Source organism: Streptomyces sp. NPDC000151, assembly GCF_040301705.1.
Classification (GTDB): Bacteria; Actinomycetota; Actinomycetes; order Streptomycetales; family Streptomycetaceae; genus Streptomyces.
In genome coordinates this window covers 1-15,765 of sequence record NZ_JBEPFC010000167.1, presented here as the reverse complement: position 1 = coordinate 15,765, position 15,765 = coordinate 1, and the positions used below count along the sequence as shown (strand labels likewise).

The following is a 15,765-nucleotide window of genomic DNA, read 5'->3' as shown; positions in this document are numbered from 1 at the left end:
GCACGAGGCGGTTGGCCACGGTGTTGAGCAGCGAGATCACCGGGCGGAAGAAGCGCGAGAAGGCGTGCTGCGGAGCGGCCTGCGCGAGAGCGGCCTGCGAAGGAGCCGCCTGTGAGGGAGCGGCCTGCGGGAGGCGGGGCGCGGTGCGCGGGCCGCCGGGGCGGCGGCTGTCGCGGCGGGTGCCGGGCCTGGACACGGGCCTCGAGACGGGCGTGGGCGTGGCCGCGGAAGTGGAAGTGCGCGTGGACGTGGAAGTACGCGTGGACGTGTTCATGATGGAGATCCCCCGTTCTGCCGGGCCCTTGGGATACCGGGCAGTAGCTCCTGTGGTGGGGCTCTTCTACCGAGGCGGCAGCAGGCGCGGCAAGGCGGTCGGGGGCGGGGCCGCGGGCGCCGGAAGATTCACCTATCAGGGTGACGGGAGGCGTACGGGAGCGACGGGAACAGGCCACGGCGGGTGTCCGGCGGGGCGCCCGGGAGGGCCGTACCGGCAGCACGAAGGGGGACCCCCGCCCGTATGCTGGCTGCCTGCGCCCCAACCGAGCCAGTACCCAGCAGTCCGAACGAAAGTGGCGGCCACCATGCGTGTCTACGTCCCCCTGACGCTCCCCGGTCTCGCAGAGGCGTACAAGGCGGGCGAGCTGGGGTCCGGCCCGCTGGACGCCTTCGCCGTCACGCCCGCGCTGCGCGAGTGGTACGTCTCCGACGACATCGAGGAGCTGGAGTACGCCGCGCTGAACCGTGCCGCGCAGGCGTCGCTGCGGCTGCTGGCCACCGATCCGAAGGCCCCCCGGAAGCGTGTCGTGGTGGCCGTCGACGTGGCCGACGGCGCCGCGTCGATGGACCCCGACCGGGGGCTGGACGCGTCGGCGCTGGGCGCCGTGCGGGTGGCCGGGCCGGTGCCGTTGAAGAAGGCGGCGGCGGTGCACGTCGACTCCGGTGACGCGGAGGCGGACGTCACGGCGGCGGCCGCGGCGCTGGGCGCGGCGGACCAGGGGGACGACGACGCGCAGTTCACGGTGGACGGGGCCGAGGACCACGAGCTGATGTGGTTCGGCGTCCAGGAGATCCCGAACCTGATCGCCTGACCGGGCCCGGGTCGGCCTCCGCGTACCGTTCTGACTCCGCGTACCGTTCTGCTCCTCGTACCGTCCTGACCTGCGCGTTCGTGAAGCGACGGCAGGATTGTCGGTGGTGCCGGGTACTTTCCTTGCATGGGGAAGCACGCGACGCACATCGTCTGGGACTGGAACGGCACGCTCTTTCACGACATCGACGCCGTGATCGGCGCGACCAATGCCGCGTTCGGTGAGATCGGCCTGCCCCCGATCACCCTGGAGCGGTACCGGGAGCTGTACTGCGTGCCGATCCCGCGCTTCTACGAGCGGCTGATGGGGCGGCTGCCCACGGACGGCGAGTGGGCGGTCATGGACGAGGCGTTCCACCGGCACTACACGCTCCGGCGGGAGGCGTGCGCGCTGGCCGAGGGCGTGGAGATGCTGCTGGAGAGCTGGCGGACGGCCGGGCGCAGCCAGTCGATCCTCAGCATGTACGGGCACGACGAGCTGCTGCCGCTGGTGCGCGACTTCGGCATCGAGTCGCACTTCATACGGGTGGACGGCCGGACCGGGCCGTCCGGCGGCAGCAAGAGCGCGCACATGGTGCGGCACCTCGCGGCGCTGGAGGGCGCGCGCGTCGATCCCGGCCGTACGGTCGTCATCGGCGACGCCGTGGACGACGCGGTGGCGGCCCGGGACGCGGGTGCCCACGCGGTGCTGTACACGGGCGGTTCGCACAGCCGCGCCAGCCTCCTGGAGGCCGGGGTGCCGGTCGTCGACAGCCTGGCGGCGGCCGTCGAGACGGCGGAGCGACTGGTCATCTGAGGGCGGGACCGGGCCGCTGCCCCGACGCGTGACGCCGCCCCGCAGGGCCCGCGCGCGCCGCCGCGGCGGAGCGGCCGTCACATCGCCGGTGCCTTGGCGCGCAGGACCTTCAGGAATTCGCGCATCCAGGCGGAGTGGTCCGGCCAGGCGCGGGAGGAGACCAGGGTGCCGTCGACGACGACCTCGGCGTCGCGGAAGCCGGCGCCCGCCGCCTGCATGTCCATCTCCAGGGCGGGATAGCAGGTCACCCGGCGGCCGTTCAGGCGGCCGATCGCGGCGGTCAGCAGGGGGCCGTGGCAGATCTGCGCGACCGGCTTGTCGGCGTCGAAGAACGCCTTGATCACCTTGCGCAGCTCGGCGTCGTTGCGCAGGTATTCGGGTGCCCGGCCGCCGGGGATCACCAGAGCGGCGTAAGCGCCCGGGTCGACTTCGGAGAACGCCAGGTCCGCCGGCCAGGTGTAGCCGGGCTTCTCGGTGTAGGTGTCGAAGCCGGGCTCGAAGTCGTGGACGACGAAGCGGAGCGTCTTGCGGGCGGGGGCCGCGATGTGGACGTCGTACCCCTCCTCGCGCAGCCGCTGGTACGGGTAGAGAACCTCCAGGGACTCGGCCGCGTCCCCGGTCACGATCAGGATCCTGGCTGCCATGGCGTACCTCCGCGCGGCTCGCTTCCGACTCCGTCCCGCTCAAGGTCCTCCGGTTCCGAGCGGTTGCCAAGACCCCCTGCGGACGACCGAGTGTGACCGGACGGGGTACGTCTCTGTCCATACCGGCAAAGAAGCAGGTGTGGTTTTGTACACACAAGGCCCATGACTACTCCCCGGCAGGGAGCGATAGCCTGGCATCGTGATCAGCGCGATAACCCGCGGGGGCGTCGAGGCCCCTGCTCCGCGCCCGGGACACCACGGTGCCCGGGCGGCCGTTGATCATTCTCGTTACGACCAGGTGCCAGGAATGCCAAATCTGGCCAATTCCGCCCCGGTCGCCCCTCATCGCGGCATAGCGTCGATTCCGACCGGACATGCTCCCGGGCCCGTCCCGGGGGTCCCTTACGCGTCGGTCCGGCGTTGTGCCGTATCCGCTTATTTCCACAACGTCACGCAACGGCGCGCGACAGGAGCCAGAGGACATGCAGACCAAGCTGGACGAAGCCAAGACCGAGCTGCTCACGAAGGCCGCCAGGGTCGCTGAGAGCGGACCGGCGGGAGGGCAGTCACCGGTACCGGGTCTCGACCCGGACACCCTCAGTGGATACCTCCAGCGCTACTACCTGCACACCGCTCCGGAGGACCTCACCGGGCGCGACCCGGTCGACGTCTTCGGCGCGGCACTCTCGCACTACCGGCTGGCGGGCGTCCGGCCGCAGGGCACGGCGAACGTCAGAGTCCACACCCCGAGCGTCGAGGAGAACGGCTGGACCTGCAGCCACTCGGTCGTCGAGGTCGTCACCGACGACATGCCGTTCCTGGTCGACTCGGTCACCAACGAGCTGTCGCGGCAGGGCCGCGGCATCCACGTCGTGATCCACCCGCAGGTCGTCGTCCGGCGTGACGTCACCGGCAAGCTGATCGAGGTCCTGGACGCCGAGGACGACGCGCACGGCACCCCCGGCAAGGCCAAGGACGCCGAGCTGCCGCACGACGCGCTGGTGGAGTCCTGGATCCATGTGGAGATCGACCGGGAGACCGACCGGTCCGACCTGAAGCAGATCACCGCCGATCTGCTGCGGGTCCTCAACGACGTGCGCGAGGCCGTCGAGGACTGGGAGAAGATGCGCGACGCCGCGCTGCGCATCGCGGACGAGCTGCCCTCCGAGCCCACCGCCGACGACCTGCGCGACCGTGAGGTGGAGGAGGCCCGCGAGCTGCTGCGCTGGCTGTCCGCCGACCACTTCACCTTCCTCGGCTACCGCGAGTACGAGCTGACCTCGGCGCCCGGCGAGACCGACGGCGAGGAGGACGTGCTCACCGCCGTGCCGGGCACCGGCCTCGGCATCCTCCGCTCGGACCCCCAGCACCACGAGGACGACGAGGGCCACCCCGTCTCCCCGTCCTTCAACCGGCTCCCCAGGGACGCCCGCAAGAAGGCCCGCGAGCACAAGCTGCTGATCCTCACCAAGGCGAACAGCCGTGCGACCGTGCACCGGCCCTCCTACCTCGACTACGTCGGCGTGAAGAAGTTCGACGCGCAGGGCAACGTCGTCGGCGAGCGGCGCTTCCTGGGCCTGTTCTCCTCCGCCGCGTACACCGAGTCCGTGCGCCGGGTGCCGGTCATCCGCCGCAAGGTCACCGAGGTGCTGGAGGGCGCCGGCTTCTCGCCCAACAGCCACGACGGCCGCGACCTGCTCCAGATCCTGGAGACCTACCCGCGCGACGAGCTGTTCCAGACCCCGGTCGACCAGCTGCGCGCGATCGCCACCAGCGTGCTCTACCTCCAGGAGCGCCGCCGGCTGCGGCTGTACCTGCGCCAGGACGAGTACGGGCGCTACTACTCCGCGCTGGTCTACCTCCCGCGGGACCGTTACACCACCGGCGTCCGGCTGCGCCTGATCGAGATCCTCAAGGAGGAGCTCGGCGGCACCAGCGTCGACTTCACCGCCTGGAACACCGAGTCGATCCTCTCCCGGCTGCACTTCGTCATCCGGGTCGAGCCGGGCGCCACGCTGCCCGACCTCACCGACGCCGACGTCGACCGCATCGAGGCGCGGCTGGTGGACGCCGCCCGCTCCTGGGCCGACGGCTTCGCCGAGGCGCTGAACGCCGAGTGCGGCGAGGAGCGCGCGGCCGAGCTGCTGCGCCGCTACGCCCAGGCGTTCCCCGAGGGCTACAAGGCCGACAACTCCCCGCGCGCCGCGGTCGCCGACCTCCAGCACCTGGAGAAGCTGTGGACCGCCGAGGAGGGCCGCGACTTCGAGGTCAGCCTGTACGAGCCGGTCGGCGCGGGCCCCGGCGAGCGCCGCTTCAAGATCTACCGCACCGGTGAGCCGGTCTCGCTCTCGAAGGTGCTGCCGCTGCTCAACCGCCTGGGCGTGGAGGTCGTCGACGAGCGGCCGCACGAGCTGCGCTGCTCGGACCGGTCCGGCGCGTGGATCTACGACTTCGGCCTGCGGATGCCGGAGCGCCCGAACGGCGACGACTACCGCGAGCGCTTCCAGGACGCCTTCACGGCGGTGTGGACGGGCCGCGCGGAGAGCGACAACTTCAACAAGCTGGTGCTGGGCGCGGGCCTGGACTGGCGGCAGGCGATGGTGCTCCGCGCCTACGCGAAGTACCTGCGGCAGGCCGGCTCGACCTTCAGCCAGACGTACATGGAGGACACCCTCTCCTACAACGTCCACACCACCCGGCTGCTGGTCAGCCTCTTCGAGGCGCGGATGGCCCCGCGGCGGCAGCGGGCCGGCACGGAGCTGATCGACGGGCTGCTGGAGGAGCTGGACGGCGCGCTGGACCAGGTGGCGTCGCTGGACGAGGACCGCATCCTGCGGTCGTTCCTCACCGTCATCAAGGCGACCCTGCGCACCAACCACTTCCAGAAGAACAGCCAGGGCGAGCCGCACGCCTACCTGTCCCTGAAGCTGGACCCGCAGGCCATCCCGGACCTGCCGGCGCCCCGCCCGGCATACGAGATCTGGGTGTACTCGCCCCGCGTCGAGGGCGTCCACCTGCGCTTCGGCAAGGTGGCGCGCGGCGGTCTGCGCTGGTCGGACCGGCGCGAGGACTTCCGTACGGAGATCCTCGGCCTGGTCAAGGCGCAGATGGTCAAGAACACCGTCATCGTGCCGGTCGGCGCGAAGGGCGGCTTCGTCGGCAAGCAGCTGCCGGACCCGGCGGTCGACCGGGACGCGTGGCTGGCCGAGGGCATCGCCTCGTACAAGACCTTCATCTCCGGTCTGCTGGACATCACCGACAACCTCGTCGGCGGCGAGGTCGTGCACCCGGAGGACGTCGTCCGGCACGACGAGGACGACACCTACCTCGTCGTCGCGGCCGACAAGGGCACCGCGAAGTTCTCCGACATCGCCAACGAGGTCGCCGAGTCCTACGGCTTCTGGCTGGGCGACGCCTTCGCCTCCGGCGGCTCGGCGGGCTACGACCACAAGGGCATGGGCATCACGGCCCGCGGCGCGTGGGAGTCGGTCAAGCGGCACTTCCGCGAGCTGGGCACGGACACCCAGTCCGAGGACTTCACGGTCGTCGGCGTCGGTGACATGTCCGGTGACGTGTTCGGCAACGGCATGCTGCTCTCCGAGCACATCCGGCTGGTGGCCGCCTTCGACCACCGGCACATCTTCCTCGACCCGAAGCCGGACGCGGCGACCTCGTACGCCGAGCGCCGCCGCCTCTTCGAGCTGCCGCGTTCCTCCTGGGAGGACTACAACAAGGAGCTGCTGTCGCAGGGCGGCGGCATCCACCCCCGTACGGCGAAGTCGATCCCGGTCAACCAGCACGTGCGCGCGGCCCTCGGCATCGAGGCGGGCATCACGAAGATGACCCCGGCCGAGCTGATGAAGGCGATCCTGCAGGCCCCGGTGGACCTGCTGTGGAACGGCGGCATCGGCACGTACGTGAAGTCCTCGGCCGAGTCGAACGCGGACGTCGGCGACAAGTCCAACGACGCCATCCGGGTCGACGGCCAGGACCTGCGGGTCAAGGTCGTCGGCGAGGGCGGCAACCTGGGCCTGACCCAGCTGGGCCGGATCGAGTTCGCCACGAACGGCGGCCGGATCAACACCGACGCGATCGACAACAGCGCCGGCGTGGACACCTCCGACCACGAGGTGAACATCAAGATCCTGCTGAACTCCGTGGTGACCGACGGGGACATGACGGTCAAGCAGCGCAACAAGCTGCTCGCCGAGATGACCGACGAGGTCGGCGCGCTGGTGCTGCGCAACAACTACGCGCAGAACACCGCCCTCTCGCTGGCCCTCGCCCAGTCCTCCAACATGCTCCACGCGCAGCAGCGGTTCATGCGCCGCCTGGTGCGCGACGGTCAGCTGGACCGGGCGCTGGAGTTCCTGCCCTCCGAGCGGCAGATCCGCGAGCGGCTGGCCAACGGCCGGGGGCTGACCCAGCCGGAGACCGCCGTCCTGCTCGCGTACACCAAGATCACGGTGGCCGACGCGCTGATCCAGACGAGCCTGCCGGACGACCCGTACTTCAAGCACCTGCTGCACGCGTACTTCCCGAGCGCGCTGCGCGAGCGGTTCGCCGACCAGGTCGACAACCACGCCCTGCACCGCGAGATCACCACGACGGTGATGGTCAACGACACCGTCAACACCGGCGGTACGAGCTTCCTGCACCGCATGGTGGAGGAGACCGGCGCGTCCCTGGAAGAGGTCGTCCGGGCGCACACCGCGGCCCGCGCGATCTTCAACCTGGGTGAGGTCTGGGACGACGTCGAGGCGCTGGACAACAAGGTGACCGCCGAGGTGCAGACCCGCATCCGGCTGCACTCCCGGCGGCTGGTCGAGCGCGGCACCCGCTGGCTGCTCAACAACCGCCCGCAGCCGCTGGAGCTGTCCGGCACCATCGACTTCTTCCGCGACCGGGTCGGCACGGTCTGGGCCGAGCTGCCCAAGCTGCTGCGCGGCAGCGACACGGAGTGGTACGAGTCGATCTTCGGGCAGCTGACCGAGGCGGGCGTGCCGGAGGGGCTGGCGCACCGGGTGGCCGGGTTCTCGTCGGCCTTCCCGGCGCTGGACATCGTGGCCATCGCCGACCGCACCGGCAAGGAGCCGCTGGACGTCGCCGAGGTCTACTACGACCTGGGCGACCGGCTGCGGATCAACCAGCTCCTGGACCGCATCCTGGAGCTGCCGCGCGCCGACCGCTGGCAGTCCATGGCCCGCGCCTCCATCCGCGAGGACCTGTTCGCCGCGCACGCCGCGCTGACCGCGGACGTCCTCTCGGCCGGCAACGGCACGGCCACGCCGGAGCAGCGCTTCAAGGCGTGGGAGGAGAAGAACGCCGCGATCCTGGGCCGCGCCCGCGCCACGCTGGAGGAGATCCAGGGCTCGGACTCCTTCGACCTGGCCAACCTGTCGGTCGCGATGCGCACGATGCGGACGCTGCTGCGTCAGCACAGCTGAGCCGTGTGAAGCGGTGAAAAGGGAAGGCCCCGGAGCAATGGCTCCGGGGCCTTCCCCCTGTCTTCAGGCTCTTACTTCTTCGTGAAGGCTTCGTACTCCTTGATCACGTCGTCCGTGGGGCCGTCCATGAGGAGCTCGCCCTTCTCCAGCCACAGCACCCGGTCGCAGGTGTCGCGGATGGACTTGTTGTTGTGGCTGACCAGGAAGACCGTGCCGGCCTCCTTGCGCAGCTCGCGGATGCGGGCCTCGGAGCGCTTCTGGAACTTGCGGTCGCCGGTGGCGAGGGCCTCGTCGATCATCAGGACGTCGTGGTCCTTGGCCGCGGCGATGGAGAACCGCAGGCGGGCGGCCATGCCGGAGGAGTAGGTGCGCATCGGCAGGGAGATGAAGTCGCCCTTCTCGTTGATGCCGGAGAAGTCGACGATGCCCTGGTAGCGCTCGCGGACCTGCTCGCGGGTCATGCCCATGGCCAGTCCGCCCAGGATGACGTTGCGCTCGCCGGTCAGGTCGTTCATCAGCGCCGCGTTCACGCCCAGCAGCGAGGGCTGGCCGTGCGTGTAGACATGGCCGCGCTCGGCCGGCAGCAGGCCCGCCACGGCCTTGAGCAGGGTGGACTTGCCCGAGCCGTTGGTGCCGATCAGGCCGATCGACTCGCCCCGGTAGGCGGTGAAGGTCACGCCCTTGACCGCGTGCACCTCCCGCACCCCGGTGGAGGGCTTGCGGCGCACGATCCGGTTCAGCGCCGCGGTGGCACTGCCCCGGCCCGCGCCGGTGCCGTAGACCCGGTACACGATGTGCAGATCATCCGCGATGACGGTGGGGACACGCTCCTCCGCGGTCGCGGCATCCTGCACCGCCGGCTGCTCCAGGTCGGTCTTCTGCTGCTCAGCCACGGCCGTACCGCTCCTCCGCCTTCCAGAAGTACACAAAGCCCGCCGCGCCCATCACGACCGCCCAGCCGGCGGCGCAGGCCCACACGTGCGGGGGCAGCTGCGCGGCGGTGAAGGAGTCGATGAGCGCGAAGCGCATCAGGTCGATGTAGACCGCGCCCGGGTTGATGTCCAGAAGGAACTGGACGACGCCGGGGATGTTCTTCCCCGCGGTCACCACGCTCAAGCTGTACATGACGCCGGAGGCGTACATCCAGGTGCGCAGGATGAAGGGCATCAGCTGCGCCAGGTCGGGGGTCTTGCTGCCCAGCCGCGCCATGATCATCGCGAGGCCGGTGTTGAAGACGAACTGCAGACACAGCGCCGGGACCGCCAGCAGCCACGACCAGCCCGGGAGCTGCCCGAACGCCAGCAGGATCACCACGAGCACGCCCATGGAGAACATCAGCTGCTTGAGCTGCATCAGGCAGAAGGAAATCGGCAGGCAGGCGCGCGGGAAGTGCAGCGCCCGCACCAGGCCGAGGTTGCCCGAGATCGCCCGCGTCCCCGCCAGCACCGAGCTCTGCGAGAAGGTGAAGATGAAGACGCCGGTGACCAGGAACGGGATGTAGTCCGGCACGCCCCGGTGGGTGCCGAGCAGCAGGCCGAAGATCAAGTAGTAGACCAGCGCGTTCAGCAGCGGCGTGGCCACCTGCCAGAGCTGGCCCAGCTTGGCCTGGCTGTACTGGGCGGTCAGCTTGGCGCTGGAGAACGTCGAGATGAAGTGACGGCGATGCCACAGCTGCCGGACGTACTCCGGGAGCGAGGGGCGGCGGCCGCTGACCGTGAGGCCGTACTTCTCGGCGAGGGCGCGCGGGCCGGGGTCCGGCGGGGCGGCGGGGACCGGACGCGTGAGGGTCTGAGACATCAGTCCGCTTTCGTGCGTGGACGCGGGCGCGGCGGGGCCGGCGGCGCCCGCGAGGCTGAAGAACTCACGACGAGACGGCTCCGTATCGTCGCAACCTGAGACTAGGGTGCGGGGACGTCGAAACGCAACCGTTGCGTCGCGACGCTATGCTCCCTGCATGGCAAAGGACCCAGCACCGTCGGAAGCGGTCGCGCCGAAGGCGCCTCAGGATCCGACCGCGCCGGCGCCGCGCCGGGCGCCGGCCGGCGCGGCCGTGCTGCGCGAGGAGAAGACCGCCGCGATTCGCGCCGCGGTGTTCGCGGAGTTGGCTGCCGTCGGGTTCGGGCGGATGTCGATCGAGGGCATCGCGCGGCGGGCGGGGGTCGGCAAGACCGCCGTGTACCGCCGCTGGCGCTCCAAGCTGCACCTCGTCCTGGACGTGGTCACCGCGCTGGCCGCCGAGGGGATGCCGGTGCCGGACACGGGGGCGCTGCGCAGCGACGTACGGATGCTGCTGGAGGTGGCGTCCCGGGCGCTGCGCCACCCGATGGCGGCGCAGATCATTCCGGATCTGCTGGCGGAGGCCGCGCGCAGTCCGGAGATCGCCGAGGCGTTGCGGAGTGCGTTGCACGACAGCCAGGAGTCCATGACGCGGACGATGGTGTCCCGCGCGGTGGAGCGCGGGGAGCTTCGGCCGGACGTGGATGTCCGGCTTGCCCTCGACCTGATCACGGGGCCGCTGTACTGGCGGGTGGTGGTCCTCCGAGGGGGCCTGCCGGCCGGGTACCTGGACGAACTCGCGGCGGCGGTGACGAGCGCGCTCGGGGCGCGGGGCAGCGGGTAAGCGCTCGGCTGCGGGCCCGCTGTGGCTGGTCGCGCAGTTCCCCGCGCCCCTTACGGGGCGCGGTATCCCTGTCAGCCGGCCAGGTCCACGTCCACCTCGCCGGCCTGCAGCGGCAGGGTGGTCACGGCCGGAGCCGCGCCGGCCTCCGCCTCGCGCGGGCTCGGCGCCACCGTGCGCTCCGCGAGCGGTACGACCTCCGGGGTCGGCTTCTGGTCGAGGAAGACGCGGCGGACGACGCGTTCCGCGGCGTGGCCGTCGTCCCACTGGCAGAAGCGGGCGCGGAAGGCGGCGCGGCGGGCCGCTGCCTCCTCGCCGTCCCAGGTGCCGTCGCGGAAGGCGGCGATCAGCTCGTCCTCCGTGGTGGCGACGGCGCCGGGGGTGTCGCCCGGCTCGCCGGAGAGCAGGTCGAAGGTGACGCCGCGGGACTTCACGTACACGTCCCAGTCGTCGGCGTACGTGATGATCGGCCGGTCCAGGTTGGCGTAGTCGAACATGATCGACGAGTAGTCCGTGATCAGCGCGTCGGCGGCCAGGCACAGCTCCTCGACCGAGGGGTGCCGGGAGACGTCGATCAGGGCGCCCTGCTCCTGGAGCTCGGCCAGCCGGGGGTTCTCGCCGTAGAAGTAGTGCGTGCGGACCAGCAGCACCACGTCGGGGCCCAGCTCGCGGGTGACGCGCTCCAGGTCCATCCGGGGCACGTAGCCGGTCTGGTAGTCGCGGACGGTGGGCGCGTACAGGACGGCGGTGCGGCCGGGGGCGATGCCCAGGCGCGCGCGGATGTCCAGGACGTCGGCGGCGGTGGCGCGGTAGTACACGTCGTTGCGCGGATAGCCGGTGTCCAGCGACTGGAAGGAGCAGGGGTAGACCCGCTCCCACTGCTCGGTGGTGTGCTGGTTGGACGAGACGCTGAAGTCCCAGCGGTCGGCGCGCTGCAGCAGCTTGCGCATGCTCATGCCCTTGGCGGCGGCCGGGTACTGCTGCTGGTCGATGCCCATCCGCTTGAGCGGGGTGCCGTGGTGGGTCTGGAGGTGGATCTGGCCGGGGCGCTTGACGACCGCGTCGGCGAAGTTGACGTTGTTGACGAGGTACGTGGCGCGGGCCATCACCTCCCAGTAGCGCGGGGAGCCCACGATCACGTGGTCGGCACCCTCGGGGAGGGTGTCCTCCATGCCCTTCTTGATCACCCACACGCCGTGGATCCGCGGCGCCAGCTCCTTGGCCTTCTCGTAGATCGCGAGCGGATTGCAGGCGGGGGTGCGGTTCCAGTACGCGGCGTAGACGGCCAGGTGCGGGTCGAGCGGGCGGTGCAGCTGGAGCTGATAGAAGCGCGCGTACGCCTGCTTGCCGAGGGTGTGCTTGACCTTCTTCAGCCGCCCGGCCGCCTTCCTGCGGCCCCGCGCGGCCAGCTTCAGCGCGGTGTAGGCGGGGAACGAGCCGCGCGCGAGCGCGTCGTACTGGACGCCCATCACGCCCTTGGGCCGCACGAAGTCGGCGGGCAGGTAGCGGCGGTAGTGCTGGGCCGCGCGGCGGAAGAACTCCGGGCGGGCCGCGGCCGGCACGCGGTCGGGGCGGGCCAGGATGAAGAGATAGTGGTCGATCATGTGCTCGAAGAGGAAGGCCCGCCAGCGGTGCAGCGGGGGCCGCTCCTCGATGAACGCGAAGAGCCGCTCGTACTGGTCGAAGGCGGCGAAGTGCTCCCGGCTGGGGGTGCGCAGGGCGTTCCCCTGGCGGCGCTGCCGGTAGTGCACGCAGACCTGGTCCAGCAGCGCGATGCGCTCGGCGCTGAAGAGCGATTCGTAGACGACGACCGCGTCCTCGTAGAAGCCGTCGGGGAAGCTGAAACCGCCGGCGAGGTAGAAGTCGCGGCGGTACGCCTTGTTCCACACGACGGTGAACAGGCGCAGCAGTTCGGGCCGGTCGTCGATGGTGCCGACCTCGGGGCCGGGCGCCGCGAGCACCTCGGCGTCGCGGTTGCGCTTGGCCTCGCCCCACCAGAAGGTGCGCGCGTAGTCGTAGACCAGGACGTCGGGGTCCTCGGTCTCCGTCAGCCGGCCGGCTATGGACTCCAGCGCGTCGGGCAGCAGGGTGTCGTCGCTGTCGAGGAAGAGGAGGTAGTCGCCGCGGGCGTGCGCCACGCCCTCGTTGCGGGCGTTGCCGATGCCCTTGTTCTCGGCGAGGTGCAGCGGGATCACGCGCGGGTCCCGGGCCGCGTACTCGTCCAGGATCGCCCCGGAGCCGTCGGGCGAGCGGTCGTCCACCGCGACGACCTCGAAGTCGGTCCAGGACTGGGCCAGGATCGAGTCCAGGCAGGCGCGGAGGTAGCCCTGCACCTTGAAGACAGGGACGACGATGCTGAAGCGCGGCACAGCGGCGGAGCTGTCGGGTGCGGGCATTGCGGTAACTACTCCTCGTATCGGACCGGGCACAGATAGCGGAATTGCCCGAAATGGGGGCGGTAACCGCTACCTGTGAGACGGAAGTGACGAGGAGTTGGTTCTGTGTTTGTTTGTTAAATGTAGGGATTTTGTTCAGTCGTGGCGGGCTTCCGGGTGGTGCAGCAGCCAGCCCGCCCAGGCCGAAGCGATCATGTCGCGCACGTCGTGCCGGGCCTTCCAGCCCAGCTCCGCCGCGATCCGGTCGGCCGCCGCGACCACCCGCGCCGGGTCGCCGGGACGCCGCGCCGTCACCTCGGCGGCCCGGTCCCCGTATCCGGTGACCTCCGCGATGAGGTCGACCATCTCGCGGACGGACACGCCCTCGCCGCGCCCGATGTTGAGCGTCAGATCGCGGACCGGGCCGCGCTCGCCGAGCTTGCGGGCTGCCGCGAGGTGCGCGTCGGCCAGGTCCTCGACGTGGATGTAGTCCCGGATACAGGTGCCGTCGGGGGTGTCGTAGTCGGCGCCGAAGATCCGCGGCGCCGCGCCCTCGGTGAGCTTCTCGAAGACCATCGGGACGATGTTGAAGACGCCGGTGTCGGCGAGCTCCGGGGAGGCGGCGCCCGCGACGTTGAAGTAGCGCAGGCAGGCGGTGGAGATGCCGTGCGCCCGGCCCACGGCCCGGGTCAGCCACTCGCCCGCCAGCTTCGTCTCGCCGTACGGGCTCATCGGCACGCACGGCATGTCTTCGGTGACCAGGCCCGCCTCGGTGGCCGGCCCGCTTTGGGTGGACGGCATCCCGTAGACCGCGGCGGAGGAGGAGAAGACGAAGCGGCCGACGCCGCCGGCCGCCACCGCCTCCAGCAGCGTCGCCAGCCCCTGCACGTTCTCCCGGTAGTACAGCAGCGGCAGCTCCACCGACTCGCCGACCTGCTTCTTCGCCGCCAGGTGCACCACCCCGGCGACCTCGTGCTCGGCGATCGTGCGGTCCAGCAGCCCGCGGTCCAGCGTCGAGCCGACGACGAGCGGCACGTCCTCGGGCACCCGCTCCGCCACGCCGGTGGACAGGTCGTCCAGGACCACAGCGCGCTCGCCCGCGCCGGTCATCGCGCGCACCACGTGCGCGCCGATGTAGCCCGCGCCACCAGTGATCAGCCAGGTCATCTCGCTCCTCGCTCCTTCTGCTCCGGGTCAGCCGCGCTCGTACGGCGACGGTACGGGGAAGTACGCGCCCAGGAAGGCACGCACCACCCGGTCCTGCTCGGCGGCCGGCACCTCGGCGTCGGCGGAGTCCCCGATGCAGAAGACGCTGTGGCTGCGGGTGGCGAGCAGGCGGCTGAGGACAGTGTGGTGGTCGTAGCGGCCGGCGTTCGCGAAGGAGCAGGAAATGGTCGCGGGCGTCGACTTCCCGGTCAGGTATCCGTAGTAGTGGTGCAGGGACGAGGCGATGGAGAGATCGGTACGCGCCCGGAAGCGGCTCCCCGCCGTCGCCGCCACCTCCTCGGGGAAGCGGTCGGCGATCTCGGCGAGGACGCTGCGCCGCAGCGGGTGCGGGGCGTGCAGGAAGCTGTGCGTGGCGACCCGGCCGAACTCCCGCTTCAGCAAAGCCCGGTTGTTCTTGGCGGCGGCGAAGTAGCCCTCGTCGTCCTCGGTGACCTCGCCGGGCGGTACGGCGGTGGGCGAGCGGAAGAAGTGGGCCGTGCCGTTGCTGTGGAAGAACGCCGACGGCGGCACCGGACGGCCCAGGAACACGTCGTCGTTGAAGTACAGGAACTGCTCGGACAGGCCCTCGATGCGGTGCAGCTGGCTCTCGATGGCGTGCGAGTTGAAGGTCGGCAGCAGGGAGGGGTCCGCGAAGAGCTCGCGGTGGTCGACCACCTTCAGGCCCGGGTGCGCGGTGTCCAGCCAGTCGGGCACCTGGCCGTCGGTGACGAGGTGAACGGTGCGGACCCAGGGGGCGTACATCGCCAGCGAGCGGAGCGAGTGGCGCAGTTCGTCGCGGCTGCGGAAGCGCGCGTCGCCGCTGTCCACGTGGTCGGTGGCCAGGCCGGCCGCGCGCCGGGCCGCGTCCCGCCGCTCCCGCCAGGCCGGGTCGGCGTCGTCGACCCAGGTGTAGACGACGTCGACGGGGAAGTCGACGTCCCACATGAGGGTGTCGGTGAAGGCGGCGAGCGTGGGGTGGTCCCGGTCGGCGACCCGCCACTTGGCCGTCGGCTCCAGGCCGGGCAGCCGCGGCCCGAGCAGGGTCGTACCGCGCGGGGCCTCCCGCCAGCCGTCCTCGTCCAGGGCCCAGAACTCCACGGTGCAGCCGAACCCCGGGCCGTACCGCAGGGTGCGGCTCTCGCTGGTCACCGGCTTGAAGACGCGCACCCCCGCGACCTCGCCGGCCTCCCGCAGCCGCTCGGCCAGCAGCGCACCCGGCGCGTGGCCGCGCGGCGAGACCAGCTCCCCGTACACCGGCTCGCCGGCCAGCTCCTCGGCGAGCGCGGCCAGCGCCCGCTCCCGGTCCTCCACGGCCACCGCGACCCGGTGCGCGAGCGCGTCGTCGCGCAGCAGGACGTAGCCGATGCCGTGCGCCGCGAGCGCGTCGGTGGCCAGCTCCAGGTTGCGGTCGGCGACCTGTGGCGCGGTGAGGTCGTCGCGCAGCTCGGCGAGGCGCCCGGCGGACCGCACCAGCCGGCCCGTCCGGTCCTGGGCCTTGAGCAGCACCTCGCGGGCCTTCTGCGCGTCGGCGGAGGCGGCGAGCGGGCCGCCGTGCGGGGCCGCCACGCTGAACGCCCGGCCGCCGCCGGCCGC

The 15,765-nt window shown here is 71.2% G+C and carries 11 protein-coding genes; 4 read left to right on the top strand and 7 right to left on the bottom strand.

The genetic code is table 11. From position 1 onward, the window contains the following. Window positions 1–196 (bottom strand): hypothetical protein (locus ABT381_RS30980; RefSeq protein WP_351600030.1); only part of this gene is annotated, 196 nt, incomplete at its 3' end. A 385-nt stretch (window positions 197–581) separates the two neighbouring features. On the opposite strand from ABT381_RS30980, the gene ABT381_RS30975 reads away from it, so the two are divergent. After that, the gene (locus ABT381_RS30975) at window positions 582–1,088 is read left to right on the top strand and encodes a DUF6912 family protein (protein WP_351600028.1); all 507 of its coding nucleotides are present in this window, start codon (window positions 582–584) and stop codon (window positions 1,086–1,088) included. A 126-nt stretch (window positions 1,089–1,214) separates the two neighbouring features. After that, on the top strand, window positions 1,215–1,883 hold the full coding sequence (locus tag ABT381_RS30970; RefSeq protein ID WP_351600026.1) for an HAD family hydrolase: 669 nt from the start codon (window positions 1,215–1,217) through the stop codon (window positions 1,881–1,883). Window positions 1,884–1,960: 77 nt separating this feature from the next. Here the strand turns inward: ABT381_RS30970 and ABT381_RS30965 are convergent, their stop codons facing one another. Beyond that, on the bottom strand, window positions 1,961–2,527 hold the full coding sequence (locus ABT381_RS30965; protein ID WP_351600024.1) for a DJ-1/PfpI family protein: 567 nt from the start codon (window positions 2,525–2,527) through the stop codon (window positions 1,961–1,963). Window positions 2,528–3,009: 482 nt separating this feature from the next. On the opposite strand from ABT381_RS30965, the gene ABT381_RS30960 reads away from it, so the two are divergent. Beyond that, window positions 3,010–7,974 carry an NAD-glutamate dehydrogenase gene (locus tag ABT381_RS30960; RefSeq protein ID WP_351600022.1) on the top strand — a complete coding sequence of 1,655 codons (4,965 nt, stop codon included), beginning with the start codon at window positions 3,010–3,012 and terminating at the stop codon, window positions 7,972–7,974. Window positions 7,975–8,045: 71 nt separating this feature from the next. Here ABT381_RS30960 and ABT381_RS30955 read toward each other — a convergent pair whose 3' ends face one another. After that, window positions 8,046–8,843 carry an ABC transporter ATP-binding protein gene (locus ABT381_RS30955; protein ID WP_351600032.1) on the bottom strand — a complete coding sequence of 266 codons (798 nt, stop codon included), beginning with the start codon at window positions 8,841–8,843 and terminating at the stop codon, window positions 8,046–8,048. Window positions 8,844–8,859: 16 nt separating this feature from the next. Then, the gene (locus ABT381_RS30950) at window positions 8,860–9,771 is read right to left on the bottom strand and encodes an ABC transporter permease (protein WP_351600020.1); all 912 of its coding nucleotides are present in this window, start codon (window positions 9,769–9,771) and stop codon (window positions 8,860–8,862) included. Window positions 9,772–9,928: 157 nt separating this feature from the next. Here ABT381_RS30950 and ABT381_RS30945 point away from each other — a divergent pair, with 157 nt between their 5' ends. Further along, entirely contained in the window at window positions 9,929–10,594 is a 666-nt protein-coding gene (locus ABT381_RS30945; RefSeq protein WP_351600018.1) for a TetR/AcrR family transcriptional regulator, read from the top strand. 71 nt (window positions 10,595–10,665) lie between these two features. Here ABT381_RS30945 and ABT381_RS30940 read toward each other — a convergent pair whose 3' ends face one another. From ABT381_RS30940 to ABT381_RS30930, 3 genes are all read right to left on the bottom strand, one after another. Further along, entirely contained in the window at window positions 10,666–12,987 is a 2,322-nt protein-coding gene (locus ABT381_RS30940; RefSeq protein WP_351600016.1) for a bifunctional glycosyltransferase/CDP-glycerol:glycerophosphate glycerophosphotransferase, read from the bottom strand. Window positions 12,988–13,122: 135 nt separating this feature from the next. Next, window positions 13,123–14,133: a UDP-glucose 4-epimerase GalE gene (gene galE, locus ABT381_RS30935; RefSeq protein WP_351600014.1), complete on the bottom strand. Its 1,011-nt coding sequence runs from the start codon at window positions 14,131–14,133 to the stop codon at window positions 13,123–13,125. Window positions 14,134–14,160: 27 nt separating this feature from the next. Beyond that, window positions 14,161–15,765: stealth family protein (locus ABT381_RS30930; RefSeq protein ID WP_351600012.1), on the bottom strand; the 1,605-nt coding region annotated here is incomplete at its 5' end.